Source organism: Pseudomonas resinovorans NBRC 106553, from assembly GCF_000412695.1.
In the GTDB taxonomy this organism is placed as follows: Bacteria; Pseudomonadota; Gammaproteobacteria; order Pseudomonadales; family Pseudomonadaceae; genus Metapseudomonas; species Metapseudomonas resinovorans_A.
In genome coordinates, this window is the sequence record NC_021499.1 from 6,060,142 (window position 1) to 6,074,186 (window position 14,045).

The window sequence follows — 14,045 nt, forward strand, 5'->3', positions numbered from 1 at the left end:
AGTATAGCGGCAGAGCGGCGGATCAGTTCCAGCCGACCCGGTCCATCATCTTGATGGCTTCGGCCTGGCGCTTGCCAGCCACTTCCACCGGGATGGAGTCGGCCTTGAAGCTGCCCCAGGCGGCGACTTCATCCGATGGCTTGACCTTCGGGTTGGCCGGGAATTCCTGGTTGATGCCGGCGAACAGGCCCTGGGCTTCGTCAGTGGTCATCCACTCCACCAGGGCCTTGGCGGCCTCGGGGTGCGGCGCATGCTTGGTCAGGCCGACGCCCGAGAGGTTGACGTGTACGCCACGGTCGGCCTGGTTCGGCCAGAAGATTTTCACCCGCAGCTCCGGGTTGGCCTTGTGCAGGCGGCCGTAGTAGTAGGTGTTGACGATGCCGACGTCGCACTGGCCGGCGTCCACCGCCTGGATCACCGCGTTGTCGTCGGCGAACACGTCGGTGGCCAGGTTGTTCACCCAGCCCTTGAGGATTTCCTCGGTCTTGGCCGCGCCGTGGGTCTCGATCAGGGTGGCGGTCAGGGACTGGTTGTAGACCTTCTTCGCCGTGCGCAGGCAGAGGCGGCCTTCCCAGTTCTTGTCGGCCAGCGCCTCGTAGGTGGACAGCTCTTCCGGCTTCACCCGCTCGGTGGAGTAGACGATGGTCCGTGCGCGCAGCGACAGGCCGGTCCAGGCGTGGCTGCCGGCGCGGTACTGGGTGGGGATGTTGGCGTCGATCACCGGCGAGGTGAACGGCTGCAGGATGCCCATCTGCTCGGCCTGCCAGAGGTTGCCGGCGTCGACGGTGAGCAGCAGGTCGGCCACGCCGTTCTCGCCTTCGGCCTTGATGCGCTGCATCAGCGGCGCTTCCTTGTCGGTAATGAACTTGATCTGCACACCGGTCTTGGCGGTGTAGGCATCGAATACCGGCTTGATCAGTTCGTCGATCCGCGAGGAATAGACCACCACTTCATCGGCGGCCTGGGCCGAGGTGGCGGCGGCGGACAGCGCGAGGAGCGCGAAAAGGGACTTACGTACCCGCATTGCTGGAGCCTCTTGTGATGGCGACAAAGGCTGAATGATAGTCAACCTCAGTTATGAGCTGTAGCTCGAATTGTCTCGGGGAGTGTTTCGGCATGTATCCCGCCCCTTGCGGGAACGGGATACCCCGTGATCAAGCGCGCGCCAGATCCGGCAGATCACCGGACAACCCCAGGGCCTGCCGCACGAACAGCGCCTTGGCCTCCGGCAGCCCGTCCACCCACTTCAGGCCGCTGTTGCGCAGCCAGCGCAGGGGCAGCGGGTCGGCCTGGAACAGGCGCTCGAAGCCTTCCATTGCCGCCATCATCGCCAGGTTGTGGGGCATGCGCCGACGCTCGTAGCGACCCAGCACGCGTTCGTCGGCCAGGCGCTCGCCACGGCCGGCGGCGTGCAGCAGGACTTCAGCCAGAACCGCCGCGTCGAGGAAGCCGAGGTTGACCCCCTGCCCCGCCAGCGGGTGGATGGTGTGGGCGGCGTCACCGATCAGCGCCAGGCCCTCTTCCACATAGCGCTTGGCGTGACGCTGGCGCAGCGGTATGCACAGGCGCGGGTCGGCGCCGATTACATCACCAAGGCGCCATTCGAAGGCGCGGCCAAGCTCGCTGCAGAAGCCGGCATCGTCCAGGGCCATCAGGCGTTCGGCCTCGGCCGGGGTCACCGACCAGACGATGGAGCACCAGTGCTCGCCGTCCCGCTCCAGGGGCAGGAAGGCCAGCGGGCCTTCGTCGGTGAAACGCTGCCAGGCGGTGCGCTGGTGCGGTTCGGCGCAGCGCACGCTGGTGACGATGGCGTGGTGCAGGTAATCCCATTCGCGGGTGGCGCAGCCGGCCAGGCGGCGTACCGCGGAGTTGGCGCCGTCGGCGGCCACCACCAGGGGGGCGCGCAGTTCGCGGCCGTCCACCAGGGTCAGCAGCCAGTCGTCGCCGGAGCGGCGCAGGCGCTCCAGGCGCGCGCCGGGCATCAGGCCGATGCCGCTGTCGTGCAGGGGCTCCATCAGGGCGTCCTGGATCACGCGGTTCTCGACGATGTGGCCGAGCACCTCGGCGTGCACGCTGGCGGCGGAGAAGTGGATTTTCCCGGTACCGGTGCCATCCCAGACGTGCATCTCGGCATAGGGGCTGCTGCGCCGCGCCATGACCCCCGGCCAGGCGCCCAGGCGCAGGAGGATCCGCTGGCTGGCGGCGGACAGGGCACTGACCCGCGGCTCGAAGGCGGCCGCCGGGTCGAAGGGTTTGACGCTGAGCGGGCTGCCGTCGATCAGCAGGATGTCCAGGCCGCTGTCCTTCAACGCCAGGGCCAGGGCACTGCCGACCATGCCGGCGCCCACGATGATCAGATCCGCGCGCAATTCCATATCAGGCCCTGAGGCTCCCTGTGTCTATGTTCCGCACGCCCGGTCAGTCCGGGCGGGTGCCCAGGCCCATGGCCTGGCGGGCGAACCAGCGTTTGGCCGGCGGCAGCAGGTCGAGGCCGAGCAGGCCCAGGTTGCGTCCGGCGGTGAGCAGCGGTTCGGCGTTGGAGAAGAGGCGGGTCACCTGGTCGGAGAAGCCCACCGTGAGGTTCTGGTCCAGGCGCTGGCGCTGCAGGTAACCCTGCAGGGTGGCGAAGTCGCCGGGGGCCTTGCTGCTTGCCAGCAGTGCCTCGGCCAGGGCCTGGGCGTCGCGCAGGGACAGGTTGTAGCCCTGGCCGGCGATGGGGTGCAGGCTGTGGGCCGCGTTGCCCAGCACCACCAGGTTGGAGCGCACCTGCTCCTCGGCGGCCACCAGCTCCAGCGGGTACAGGTGCCGCGCACCCACTTGCTGGAAGGCACCCAGGCGGTAGCCGAAGTTGTCCTGCAGCTCGTCGAGGAAGCGCCGCTCATCCAGCCTGGCAAGGCGCTCGGCGTCGTCGCCCGGGCGGCTCCAGATCAGCGCGCAGCGGTTTTCCGGCAACGGCAGCAGCGCCATCGGGCCTTCGTCGGTGAAGCGTTCGAACGCCTGGCCGCGATGGGCTTCCAGCGGGCTGACGTTGGCGATCAGCGCGGTCTGGCGGTAGGGGGTGCGGCGCACGCCGATGCCCAGCCGCTCGCGCAGGCCGGAGCGGCCGCCGTCGGCCAGCACCGCGAGGTCGCAGTCGAGCTGGGTTTCGTCATTCAGGGTCAGGCGGTAGCCGTCTTCCAGGGCCTGCATGCCGACCACTTCGGCCGGGCAGTGCCAGGTCACCACGTCCTCGTCCAGGGCCTGCCAGAGGCACTGGCCGAGCCAGGCGTTCTCCACCACGTAGCCCAGGGCCGGTACACCCTCTTCCAGGGCCGCGAGTCGGGCAGCGCCGAAACGGCCACGGTCGGAGACGTGGATTTGCAGGATCGGCTCCGCGCGCCGGGCGATGGCTTGCCAGAGGCCGAGGCGTTCGTAGATCTGCCGGCTGCCGAAGGACAGCGCGGAAGAGCGGGCGTCGTAGCTGGGCTGGAAGCTGTCGCCCGGGGCGAACGGCTCGATCAGGACGATCTTCCAGCCCCGCGCCCGAGCGCCTTCCTGCAGGGCCAGGGCGAGGCTGGCCCCGACCAGGCCGCCGCCGATGATCGCGACTTGGCTACGCTGCATCTCAGGCGGCCTGGCTGCGCGCGGCGGCCATCAGCGCCTCGATCTCGTCCACCGACTTGGGCACGCCACCGGTGAGGATTTCGCAGCCGGTCTTGGTCACCACCACGTCATCCTCGATGCGCACGCCGATGCCGCGCCACTTCTTCGCCACGTCCTGGTTGTCGACGCCAATGTAGATGCCGGGCTCGACGGTCATCGCCATGCCCGCTTCGAGCACGCGCCATTCGCCGCCGACCTTGTAGTCGCCGACGTCATGCACGTCCATGCCCAGCCAGTGGCCGGCGCGGTGCATGTAGAAGGCCTTGTAGGCTTCGCTGGCGATCAGTTCGTCGACCTCGCCCTTGAGCAGCCCCAGTTCCACCAGTCCGGCGGTGATGACGCGTACCGTGGCTTCGTGGGCTTCGTTCCAGTGCTTGCCGGGGGCGATCTCGAGGAAGGCGGCTTCCTGGGATTTCAGCACCAGCTCGTAGATGGCCTTCTGCTCGGGGCTGAAACGGCCGCTGACCGGGAAGGTCCGGGTGATGTCGCTGGCGTAGCAATCCAGCTCGCAGGCCGCGTCGATCAGCACCAGGTCGCCGTCCTTGAGCGGCGCGTCGTTCTCGCGGTAGTGGAGGATGCAGGCGTTCTTGCCGGCGGCGACGATGGAGCCGTAGGCCGGCATCTTCGCCCCGCCCTTGCGGAACTCGTATTCCAGCTCGGCTTCCAGGCTGTATTCGTGGAGGCCGGCACGGGCGGCCTGCATGGCGCGCACGTGGGCGCGGGCGGACACTTCGGAGGCCTCGCGCATGACCTTCACTTCCGCCGCCGACTTGTACAGGCGCATGTCGTGCAGCAGGTGGTCGAGGGCGACGAACTCGTTCGGCGGCTGGGCGCCCTGGCGGGCCTTGGAGCGGATGGTGTTGACCCACTCCATCAGGTGCTGGTCGAACTCGGTATTGGTGCCGATGGAGTAGTAGACGCGGCTACGGCCTTCGATCAGCCCGGGGAGAATGTCGTCGATGTCACCGATGGGGAAGGCATCGTCGGCGCCGTACTCGCGGATGGCGCCGTCCTGGCCGGCGCGCAGGCCGTCCCAGAGTTCGCGCTCGGGATCACGCTCACGGCAGAACAGCACGTACTCGCCATGCTCGCGACCGGGAATCAGCACCAGCACGGCTTCCGGCTCGGGGAAGCCGCTGAGGTACTGGAAGTCGCTGTCCTGGCGGTAGACGTGCTCGACGTCGCGGTTGCGGATATGCACGGGCGCGGCGGGCAGGATGGCGATGCTGTTGGCTTCCATCTGCGCCATCAGCGCCTTGCGGCGGCGGGCGAACTCGGCCTTGGGGATACGGGTCATGCGCGCTCCTTCAGGGCGGGCAGACGGCCCGCCACCAGGGTCAATGCAACGAGGGTTTGGCGGCCGGCGCAACGGGCTTGGCGCACTCGGCGAAAAGCAGCAGGGGCGCGACGCGCAGGTACTCCATCACTTCCATATAGTCGCTCTCGCCGTCATCGGAGTCTTCCAGGGCGCTCTGCACCTGGGCGATGGACGCGAGGTCCTGGAGCACTTCGACGGCCTCGCCGGACAACGCGCCCTCGCGGGCGGTCAGGCCGAAGCCACCGAGGAAGCCCTGGCACCACTGGCCAAGCGCGGCGGCGCGTTCGCCCAGCGGCGCATCGTCGCCGGGCAGCAACAGGATCACCGCCATGTCGGTGCCGGTCAGCTCGCTCTTGACCATCTCCTGCAGGCCGATCAGGGCCTGGCGCAGGTTGTCCGGCGGCACGCCGCCGAGCAGCTCGGCTGCATCCTCCAGCCAGGGCTCGGGCTCGAAGCCGGCACCAGCGCAACTACGGCCGAGCAGCAGGCCGTGGAGTTCGGCGGGAGAAACCGGCTGGCCGGTGGTGGCCAGAAGCGTGGCGAAAGCGTTGTAAGGAGAATTCGAACTGGACATAAGGATGGCTAGGCGCCAGAGGGCGCAATCACTAGAATGACGGCCTCGTATCCTAGCAGCCTGGCGCCGTGAAGGCAGCATCGGCGGCCAGGTCACCAGGCCCTATCCACAGGCGTGCGACAATTCGCACCGGCGCCCGTGGGTTTGACCCTTCTTCGCGCCGGTCCTATATAGTCCCGGTACTCCCCACCCAGTAGACCGCCCATGGAAGATGCCGAACTGCATGCACTGACAGGCAAGCTGGAACTCCTGATCCAGCGTGTCGAGCAGCTCAAGGCCCAGAACCGGCTCCTGCTTGCCAGCGAGAAGGCCTGGCGTGAAGAACGCGCTCATCTGATCGAAAAGAACGAAATGGCCCGGCTCAAGGTCGAAGCGATGATTTCGCGCCTGAAAGCCCTGGAGCAGGATTCATGACCCAGTCCAATACCGTCACCGTCCAAATCCTCGATAAGGAATACTGCATCGCCTGCCCGGCGGACGAACGCGCCAATCTGGAGAGCGCCGCCCGCTATCTGGACGGCAAGATGCGTGAGATCCGCCACAGCGGGAAAGTCATAGGGGCCGATCGCATCGCGGTGATGGCCGCGTTGAACATTACCCATGACCTGCTGCACAAGCAGCAGCGCCTGGACCAGGAAGCCACCTCCACCCGCGAGCGGGTGCGTGACCTGCTGGAGCGTGTCGATCACGCCCTGGCCGCCGACCCGGACGCCCAGCAGGCCTGAGCGCCTGCCTGCGACACGGTGACGCGCCTCGGCGCTTTTTGACCCATCCGGGCCGACGCGCAGCAGTTTCCAGAGCGGTTCTTGGGGTATACTCGCCGCCAGCTCCCTGGAGTGTTTGCCAGTCGGTGATGTCCCTGAGCCGATAAATGCAACCACGGGGGTTGCAAGTTGGGGCCGGTGTGCATGTCCGCCTGACGGAAAGCCTTAACGCCTCCTGCAACCTCCACCTTGAACTTTAGGGTTCAAGGGCTAACCCGACAGCGGCACCACCGGGGAGTCTATTTCTTCATGATCTGCGCCGGATCCCACTCCCGCCAGAGCCTGCGCCGCCTGCTCCGCCAGGCCCGTCGCGCACTCACCCCTCTCCAGCAGAAGCAAGCCGCCAAGGCCCTCTACCGACAGCTCGCGCAGAACCCGCAGTTCCGCCGTGCCCGGCACATCGCCCTCTACCTGCCCACCAATGGTGAAATCGATCCTCGCCCGCTGCTGCGTGAAGCCCAGCGCCGGGGCAAGCGCGCCTACCTGCCGGTGCTCAACGCCTGGCCACGGGAAAAAATGGTGTTCCAGCGCTTGCTGCCCGGGGAGCGACTGCAGAAAAACCGCTTCCGCATCCTCGAGCCGCGCGCCAATCCGGCGCAGCAGCGCAAGGTCTGGGCACTGGATCTGGTCATGCTGCCCCTGGTGGGCTTCGATGAATATGGCGGGCGCCTGGGGATGGGCGGCGGCTTCTACGACCGCAGCCTGGCCTACCTGACGCGCAGGCAGCAATGGCGCAAGCCGGCCCTGCTGGGCCTGGCGCACGAATGCCAGAAAGTGGACAGGCTGGAACTGGCCAGCTGGGACGTGGCCCTGCAGGCGACCGTGACGGATAAGGGCTGGTACTGCGGAGATTGACGGCGACACCGCGATCCTTGCGATGCCGGCCGGCATGGAGAGTCAGGGTTGCTGGGTCAGATTGACCGGCGCGTTGCTCTGGCGTTCCCACAAGCTCTGGGTGTAACCGGTAGTAACTACACCCAGGCCGAAAATGATTACCAATACCCAGAGGATGTCTGGCTTACGTTTCATCGATTGCCTCCCCCTTGCAGGCAAATCTTCGCGCGATAACCGATGGCGAATTGTTGTTTTGATTGGGCCGAACGGCGGCAGCAGCTTAATGCGCGGCATTCTCCGGCAACGTGAGCCAACACGCAATTTATGACGCCAACCGGCCGTCGGCCGGACCCACGCTTGGTGCCCCGATCAGGGACGAACGTACAGGAGCAAAGTTCATGCCTTTCTGGCTGATGAAATCCGAACCCGACGAACTCTCCATCCACGACCTGCAGCGGCTGGGCAAGGCCCGTTGGGATGGCGTGCGCAACTACCAGGCGCGCAACTTCATGCGCGCCATGCGCCCGGGCGAGCAGTTCTTCTTCTACCACTCCAGCTGTCCGGAACCGGGCATTGCCGGCATCGCGCGGATAGTCGGGGATACCTACCCCGACCCCACCGCCCTGGACCCGCAGAGCCACTACCACGACCCCAAGGCCAGCGCCGAGAAGAATCCCTGGAGCGCCCTCGACGTGGAGTTCGTCGAAGCCTTCCCCCGGGTCATCCCGCTGGCGCAGTTGCGTGAGCAGGCGGTGCTCTCCGGCATGCCCCTGGTGCAGAAAGGCAGCCGCCTGTCGGTGATGCCGGTAACCGACGAGGAATGGGCCGGCGTACTCGCCCTGCGTTGAGTCGAACATGGCCCTGTGCTATGAGGGAGGGGAATCCCCTGGGGACACCCATGCCGCACTCTCATCCCGCCTGGCTGGTCCGAACGCTACTCGCCCTGTTCCTGCTGGCGCTGTGCGGCACCAGCCTGCTGCTCTGGAAAAAGCTGGAGGACGCCCAGGCGGATCGCATCCGTGACCGCGTCGGCTTCCAGGCACGCAGCCTGGCCACTGAACTGCAGACCAACCTCATCGATGAAGTCGAGGGTCTGCGCCGCATGGCCCTGCTGTGGAACCACCGAGGACGGATTCCCCGTGACGAGTGGACCCTGGAAGTCAATTTCGCCCTGGACCACTTCCCCGGCTACCAGTCCATCCAGTGGATGGGCCCGGACCTGCACATGCGCTGGGTGCTGCCCGAGCAGGGCAACGAAGCGGCGCTCAACTTCCGCCTGACCCGCAACCATCCCAACTTCAATCTCGCCATGCAGGCCAAGGCCGAAGGCCAGGCGCAGCTGTCCAACAGCGTTTCCCTGGTCCAGGGCGGCAGTGGCTTCGTCCTCTACACCCCGCTGTTCATTGCCAACGCACAGGGCGAACGGACCTTCGACGGTTTTCTCCAGGGCGTGTTCCGCGTCAAACCCCTGATGAACCAGTTGCTCGGCAGTCTCGACAACCGCGATTTCAGCGTCGTCCTGCTGGAGTCCGGCCAGCCGATCTACCAGCAGGAACAGCCGGGCAGCCTGGCGGCGCTGAGCCAGCGCGTACCCCTCGAACTGCTCAACAACCGCAACTTCGCCCTGCAACTCGCGCCCACCCGCAAGCTGGTGGAAGCCCTCAGCTCGCCGCTGCCGCAAGTGGTGCTCGGCGCCAGCCTGCTCACCAGCCTGCTGCTGGTCGCGGCCCTCGCCCTGGCACTGGAGAACGCCCGCCGCGCCAGCGCGCTGCAAGCGGGCAACCGGCGCCTGAACGAGGAGGTCAAGCAACGCGAGCTCGCCGAGCAGGGCCTGCGCGACAGTCGCCAACGCCTGCAGCTGGTGCTCGATCTCACCGGCTCCAGCCAGGACGGGCTGTTCATCCTCGACCTCGCCAACCGCGAGATCCTCCATATGAACCGGGCCACCCATGCCAGCCTGGACTACAGCGCCGAGGACTTTCGCCAACTGCTCAAGGACGATCCGGAACAGCTCCTGCCCGGCTTCCACTCCTGGCTGGAGTTGGTCCGCCAGGCGCAGCGGGACGGCGACTCCAGCATCTTCCAGCGGGAGATGCGTCACGCCGACAGCAGCCTGCAGCCCGCGGAGATCAGCGCCCAGCTGGTCACCCTGAATGGCCGCGACTACCTGATCGGGGTTTCCCGCGACAACCGCGAGCGCCTGGAGCTGGAAGCGCGCCTTCAGCGCCTGTCCCAGCAGGACGGCCTGACCGGCCTCTACAACCGCCGCTACTTCGACCGCCAGCTCAACGGCGAATGGCGGCGCCTGCGTCGTCTCGGTGCGCCGCTGGCGCTACTGATGCTGGATGTGGATCACTTCAAGGCCTACAACGACGGCTTCGGTCACCAGGCGGGGGACGACGCCCTGCGCAAGGTATCCCAGGCGCTGCAGAACAGCCTGCGGCGTGAAGGCGACGTGGCCTGCCGCTACGGTGGCGAGGAGTTCGCCATCATCCTCGCCAACACCGATGAAACCGGTGCGCGGCACGTCGCCGATCGCGTGATGGAGGAAATCGCCGCGCTGGCCATCGAACACCCCAGCAGCCCGACCGGGCGGCTGACCCTCAGCATCGGCATGGCGATTTCCGACCCGGCCCGCGAAGACCAGCCCGACAGCCTGGTTTCACGCAGCGACGCCGCGCTCTACCGGGCCAAGCGCGAAGGCCGCAACCGCACCTGCCTGTGGGAGAAGGATCAGGGCTGAATGATCAGGTTGTTGAACAGCAGGTCGTCCACCAGGGGCGCGCCTTCCTCGCTGTTTAGAACCTGCTGCACCTGCTTGAGGGCTTCCTGACGGAGTTTTTCCTTGGAGTCGGACGAGTTCAGGGTCTCGTCCGACTGCTGGGAGAACAGCATCACCAGCTGGTTGCGGATCAGCGGCTCGTGGCGGGTGACCTTGTCCTGGGCTTCGGGGCCGGTGACCCGCAGCGAGATGTCCGCCTTGTAGTACTTCAGCCGCGGCCCCGGTCCATAGTTGCCCACCAGGGAAGGCACCAGGTCGATGTAGGCCACCTTGGGGGCCTCGCCTTCCTTGGCTTCCTCCTGGGCCATGGCCAACAGTGGGAAGGTCAGGGCCAGCAGCAGTGCAGTCAGTCTTTTCACCTGGGTCATCCTCAGCTCGAATGGCGCCTAGCATAGCCACAGCGGCGGCCGGCCCCAAGACCCGCGTTTATGCAGGCCCATCAGGCGCAGCCATGCTGATTGACCCACCCGCCCCCCCACCTACACTGCAAGGCCACATGCCCGGGGCCGACGCCCCACGCCAAGGAGCTCCGCGATGAAAGCCGTTCTGTGCAAAGCCTTCGGTCCCGCCGATACCCTGGTGCTGGAGGAAGTCGCCAGCCCCGAGCCGAAGAAGAATGAAATCCTCATCGACGTGCATGCCGCGGCGGTCAACTTTCCCGACACCCTGATCATCGAAGGCAAGTACCAGTTCAAGCCGCCCTTCCCCTTCTCCCCGGGCGGTGAAGCAGCCGGCGTGGTCGCGGCCGTCGGCGAGAAAGTCAGCCACCTCAAGCCCGGCGACCGGGTGATGGCGCTGACCGGCTGGGGCAGTTTCGCCGAGCAGGTGGCGGTGCCCGCCTATAACGTGATGCCGATTCCCAAGGGTGTCGACTTCAACTCCGCCGCCGCCTTCGGCATGACCTACGGCACCTCGATGCACGCCCTGAAGCAGCGCGCCAACCTGCAACCCGGGGAAACCCTGCTGGTGCTCGGCGCCTCCGGCGGCGTCGGCCTGGCCGCGGTGGAGATCGGCAAGGCAATGGGGGCGCGGGTGATCGCCGCCGCCAGCAGCGCGGAAAAACTCGAAGTGGCCAAGGCCGCCGGCGCCGATGCGCTGATCAACTACAGCGAGGAAAACCTCAAGGACCGCGTCAAGGAACTCACCGGCGGCCAGGGTGCCGACGTGATCTACGACCCGGTGGGTGGCGACCTGTTCGATGCCGCCGTACGCGCGATCAACTGGAACGGCCGCCTGCTGGTGGTGGGCTTCGCCAGTGGCCGCATCCCCGAGCTGCCGGTGAACCTGGCACTGCTCAAGGGCGCTTCGGTGGTCGGCGTGTTCTGGGGTTCCTTCGCCCAACGCCAGCCCCAGGACAACCTGGCCAACTTCCAGCAGCTGTTCGCCTGGTACGCCGAGGGCAAGCTCAAGCCGCTGGTGTCGCAGACCTTCCCGCTGGAGCGGGCCGGCGAGGCGATCAACGCCCTGGCCAGCCGCCAGGCCGTGGGCAAGGTGGTGGTGGAGGTTCGCTGAGGACCGCCCCGGCGCGCGCAGCGCACCCTACGAAAAAGCCGCCCTCGGGCGGCTTTTTCATTCAGGAACGTGGTGCGTAGGCGAATACGTCGGCACGCATCTGGTGGGCATCCATCCCCGCCGCCACCAGGGCGTCCAGGGTGGCGTAGACCATGGCGGGCGAGCCGCTGGCGTAGACCCGCAGCGTGCCCAGGTCCGGGAAGTCCTCGCAAACCGCCTCGTGCAGCAGGCCGCAACGCCCCTGCCAGCCACACTGGTCGCTGACCACCTGGTGCAGGAACAGGTTGGGCAGGCGCCGCCACTCGTCCCAATGGGCCAGCTCGTAGAAATCCTCCGGTCGACGCACGCCCCAGTAGAGGTGCACCGGGTACTTGAAGCCGGCGGCGCGGCAATGCTCGATCAGGCTGTGCATCTGGCCCATGCCGGTGCCGGCGGCGATCAGCACCAGCGGCCCTTCGGGCAGTTCCGCCAGGTGGGTATCGCCGAAGGGCATCTTCACCCGTGCCATGCCGCCACGCTGCAGTTGCTCCAGCAGTGCCAGGGCGCTGTTCTCGCGGGCCAGGATATGCACCTCGATGTCGCGCCCGGCGCTGGGCGCCGAGGCCATGGAGAAGGCCGACGACTCGCCGTCCTCACGCTCGATCAGCAGGTACTGGCCGGCGTGGTAGCGCGGTGGCTTGCCGGCCGGCGCACGCAGGCGCACGCGCCAGACATCGCCGCCCACCGCCACGCACTCGCTGACCTGACAGTTAAGGCTGCGCACCGGCAGTTCCCCCGGCGCCAGCACGCCATCCCAGTGCAACACGCAGTCTTCCAGCGGCTCGGCCAGGCAGGTAAACAGCTCGCCCTGGGCCAGCTCGACGCCGTCCTGGCGTACCCGGCCCTCCACCAGCAACGCCGCGCAGATATGGCAATTGCCATTGCGGCAGCTCTGAGGGCACTCGTAGCCCAAGCGTCGGGCGGCATCCAGGATGCGCTCACTGGGCTCCGTGTGGATTACCGCGCCCGAAGGTTGCAGGGTGACACGCATCAATCGATTCCCAGAGAAGACCAAAGCTCATCGACACGGCGCTTGACCGCTTCGTCCTGGACGATCACCCGGCCCCATTCGCGGCTGGTTTCGCCGGGCCACTTGTTGGTGGCGTCCAGGCCCATTTTCGAGCCGAGGCCGGAAACGGGCGAGGCGAAGTCCAGGTAGTCGATCGGCGTGTTGTCGATCATCACGGTGTCACGCTTGGGGTCCATGCGCGTGGTGATGGCCCAGATCACGTCGTTCCAGTCCCGCGCATTGACGTCGTCGTCGGTGACGATGACGAACTTGGTGTACATGAACTGCCGCAGGAACGACCAGACACCGAGCATGACGCGCTTGGCGTGGCCCGGGTACTGCTTCTTCATGGTCACCACCGCCATGCGGTAGGAACAGCCTTCCGGCGGCAGGTAGAAGTCGGTGATCTCGGGGAACTGCTTCTGCAGGATCGGCACGAAGACTTCGTTCAGCGCCACGCCGAGGATCGCCGGCTCATCCGGCGGCCGGCCGGTGTAGGTGCTGTGGTAGATCGGCTTTTGCCGGCGGGTGATGCGCTCCACGGTGAACACCGGGAAGCGGTCCACTTCGTTGTAGTAGCCGGTGTGGTCGCCATAGGGACCTTCGTCGGCCATCTCGCCGGGATGGATCACGCCTTCCAGCACGATCTCGGCGCTCGCCGGGACCTGCAGGTCGGAACCGATGGCCTTGACCAGCTCGGTGCGGTGGCCACGCAGGAGGCCGGCGAAGGCGTATTCGGAGAGGGTGTCGGGCACCGGGGTGACGGCACCGAGGATGGTCGCCGGATCAGCGCCCAGCGCCACGCATACCGGGTAGGGCTGGTCCGGGTACTTCTGGCACCACTCGCGGTAATCCAGCGCGCCGCCACGGTGGCTCAGCCAGCGCATGATCACCTTGTTGCGGCCGATCACCTGCTGGCGATAGATGCCGAGGTTCTGCCGCTCCTTGTTCGGGCCACGGGTGATGGTCAGGCCCCAGGTAATCAGCGGCGCCACGTCACCCGGCCAGCAGTGCTGGATCGGCAGCTTGCCGAGGTCGACATCGTCGCCCTCCTCCACCACTTCATGGCAAGGCGCATCCTTGAGCACCTTGGGTGCCATGGCGATGACCTTCTTGAAGATCGGCAGCTTGGACCAGGCGTCCTTCAGCCCCTTGGGCGGCTCGGGTTCCTTGAGGAAGGCCAGCAGCTTGCCGATCTCGCGCAACTCGCCGACATCCTCGGCGCCCATCCCCAGGGCCACGCGGCCAGGGGTGCCGAAGAGGTTGCCGAGTACCGGGATGTCGAAGCCGGTAGGCTTTTCAAAAAGCAGCGCCGGGCCTTGCTTGCGCAGGGTGCGGTCGCAGATTTCGGTCATTTCCAGGACTGTGGAAACCGGCGTGGCGATGCGCTTGAGCTCGCCACGCTGTTCCAGGCCACTGATGAATTCGCGCAGATCGCGATACTGCATGCTTGAGCCTCTTGGGGCGTGCAGGTCGGGGCGCAAAGTTTAGCGCCGAACTGGGTTATTCAGAAGGACAAAGGGCCATCGCAGAAACACAAAGGCCGGGTTTCCCCGGCCTTTGTGGCACAT

General features: G+C 66.6%; 15 protein-coding genes and 1 other RNA gene. 7 read left to right on the plus strand and 9 right to left on the minus strand.

Annotated features, from left to right (window positions below; genetic code table 11):
- Nucleotides 1-22: 22 nt before the first annotated feature.
- The 5 genes from PCA10_RS27130 to PCA10_RS27150 all read right to left on the minus strand — a co-directional run bounded on the left by PCA10_RS27130 (nt 23) and on the right by PCA10_RS27150 (nt 5,534).
- Nucleotides 23-1,024, minus strand: a complete 1,002-nt coding sequence (locus PCA10_RS27130; protein ID WP_016495295.1) for an extracellular solute-binding protein — start codon at nt 1,022-1,024, stop codon at nt 23-25.
- 130 nt (nt 1,025-1,154) lie between these two features.
- Nucleotides 1,155-2,375, minus strand: a complete 1,221-nt coding sequence (locus PCA10_RS27135; protein WP_016495296.1) for a 2-octaprenyl-3-methyl-6-methoxy-1,4-benzoquinol hydroxylase — start codon at nt 2,373-2,375, stop codon at nt 1,155-1,157.
- Between the two features lie 43 nt (nt 2,376-2,418).
- Complete coding sequence (gene ubiH / locus PCA10_RS27140) at nt 2,419-3,603, minus strand: 2-octaprenyl-6-methoxyphenyl hydroxylase (RefSeq protein ID WP_016495297.1); 1,185 nt, start codon at nt 3,601-3,603, stop codon at nt 2,419-2,421.
- Nucleotide 3,604: 1 nt separating this feature from the next.
- Nucleotides 3,605-4,939 carry a Xaa-Pro aminopeptidase gene (gene pepP, locus PCA10_RS27145; protein WP_016495298.1) on the minus strand — a complete coding sequence of 445 codons (1,335 nt, stop codon included), beginning with the start codon at nt 4,937-4,939 and terminating at the stop codon, nt 3,605-3,607.
- Nucleotides 4,940-4,979: 40 nt separating this feature from the next.
- On the minus strand, nt 4,980-5,534 hold the full coding sequence (locus PCA10_RS27150) for a YecA/YgfB family protein (RefSeq protein ID WP_016495299.1): 555 nt from the start codon (nt 5,532-5,534) through the stop codon (nt 4,980-4,982).
- Between the two features lie 204 nt (nt 5,535-5,738).
- Here PCA10_RS27150 and PCA10_RS27155 point away from each other — a divergent pair, with 204 nt between their 5' ends.
- From PCA10_RS27155 to PCA10_RS27165, 4 genes are all read left to right on the plus strand, one after another.
- Entirely contained in the window at nt 5,739-5,948 is a 210-nt protein-coding gene (locus PCA10_RS27155; protein WP_016495300.1) for a TIGR02449 family protein, read from the plus strand.
- A complete protein-coding gene (locus tag PCA10_RS27160) occupies nt 5,945-6,259 on the plus strand; it encodes a cell division protein ZapA (protein WP_016495301.1) in 315 nt (104 codons plus the stop codon). The genes PCA10_RS27155 and PCA10_RS27160 overlap by 4 nt, the downstream gene beginning before the upstream one ends.
- Nucleotides 6,260-6,359: 100 nt before the next feature.
- Nucleotides 6,360-6,539, plus strand: a non-coding RNA gene (gene ssrS / locus PCA10_RS29400) — 6S RNA.
- A gap of 8 nt (nt 6,540-6,547) precedes the next feature.
- Nucleotides 6,548-7,153: a 5-formyltetrahydrofolate cyclo-ligase gene (locus PCA10_RS27165; RefSeq protein WP_016495302.1), complete on the plus strand. Its 606-nt coding sequence runs from the start codon at nt 6,548-6,550 to the stop codon at nt 7,151-7,153.
- Nucleotides 7,154-7,195: 42 nt separating this feature from the next.
- Here PCA10_RS27165 and PCA10_RS31200 read toward each other — a convergent pair whose 3' ends face one another.
- Nucleotides 7,196-7,327, minus strand: a complete 132-nt coding sequence (locus PCA10_RS31200; RefSeq protein ID WP_016495303.1) for a hypothetical protein — start codon at nt 7,325-7,327, stop codon at nt 7,196-7,198.
- A 203-nt stretch (nt 7,328-7,530) separates the two neighbouring features.
- Between PCA10_RS31200 and PCA10_RS27170 the strand changes: the two genes are divergently transcribed.
- The gene (locus PCA10_RS27170) at nt 7,531-7,980 is read left to right on the plus strand and encodes an EVE domain-containing protein (RefSeq protein ID WP_016495304.1); all 450 of its coding nucleotides are present in this window, start codon (nt 7,531-7,533) and stop codon (nt 7,978-7,980) included.
- Nucleotides 7,981-8,030: 50 nt separating this feature from the next.
- On the plus strand, nt 8,031-9,875 hold the full coding sequence (locus PCA10_RS27175) for a sensor domain-containing diguanylate cyclase (RefSeq protein WP_016495305.1): 1,845 nt from the start codon (nt 8,031-8,033) through the stop codon (nt 9,873-9,875).
- Here the strand turns inward: PCA10_RS27175 and PCA10_RS27180 are convergent.
- Nucleotides 9,866-10,282: a flagellar basal body-associated protein FliL gene (locus tag PCA10_RS27180; protein WP_016495306.1), complete on the minus strand. Its 417-nt coding sequence runs from the start codon at nt 10,280-10,282 to the stop codon at nt 9,866-9,868. The genes PCA10_RS27175 and PCA10_RS27180 overlap by 10 nt on opposite strands.
- A 166-nt stretch (nt 10,283-10,448) precedes the next feature.
- Here PCA10_RS27180 and PCA10_RS27185 point away from each other — a divergent pair, with 166 nt between their 5' ends.
- Nucleotides 10,449-11,426: an NADPH:quinone oxidoreductase family protein gene (locus PCA10_RS27185; protein ID WP_016495307.1), complete on the plus strand. Its 978-nt coding sequence runs from the start codon at nt 10,449-10,451 to the stop codon at nt 11,424-11,426.
- A gap of 61 nt (nt 11,427-11,487) precedes the next feature.
- Here PCA10_RS27185 and PCA10_RS27190 read toward each other — a convergent pair whose 3' ends face one another.
- Together PCA10_RS27190 and ubiD are read right to left on the minus strand one after the other, a co-directional pair.
- Nucleotides 11,488-12,456, minus strand: a complete 969-nt coding sequence (locus tag PCA10_RS27190) for a CDP-6-deoxy-delta-3,4-glucoseen reductase (RefSeq protein ID WP_016495308.1) — start codon at nt 12,454-12,456, stop codon at nt 11,488-11,490.
- Nucleotides 12,456-13,922, minus strand: coding sequence for a 4-hydroxy-3-polyprenylbenzoate decarboxylase (gene ubiD / locus PCA10_RS27195; RefSeq protein ID WP_016495309.1), 1,467 nt, complete (start codon nt 13,920-13,922; stop codon nt 12,456-12,458). The genes PCA10_RS27190 and ubiD overlap by 1 nt, the downstream gene beginning before the upstream one ends.
- Between the last annotated feature and the right edge of the window lie 123 nt (nt 13,923-14,045).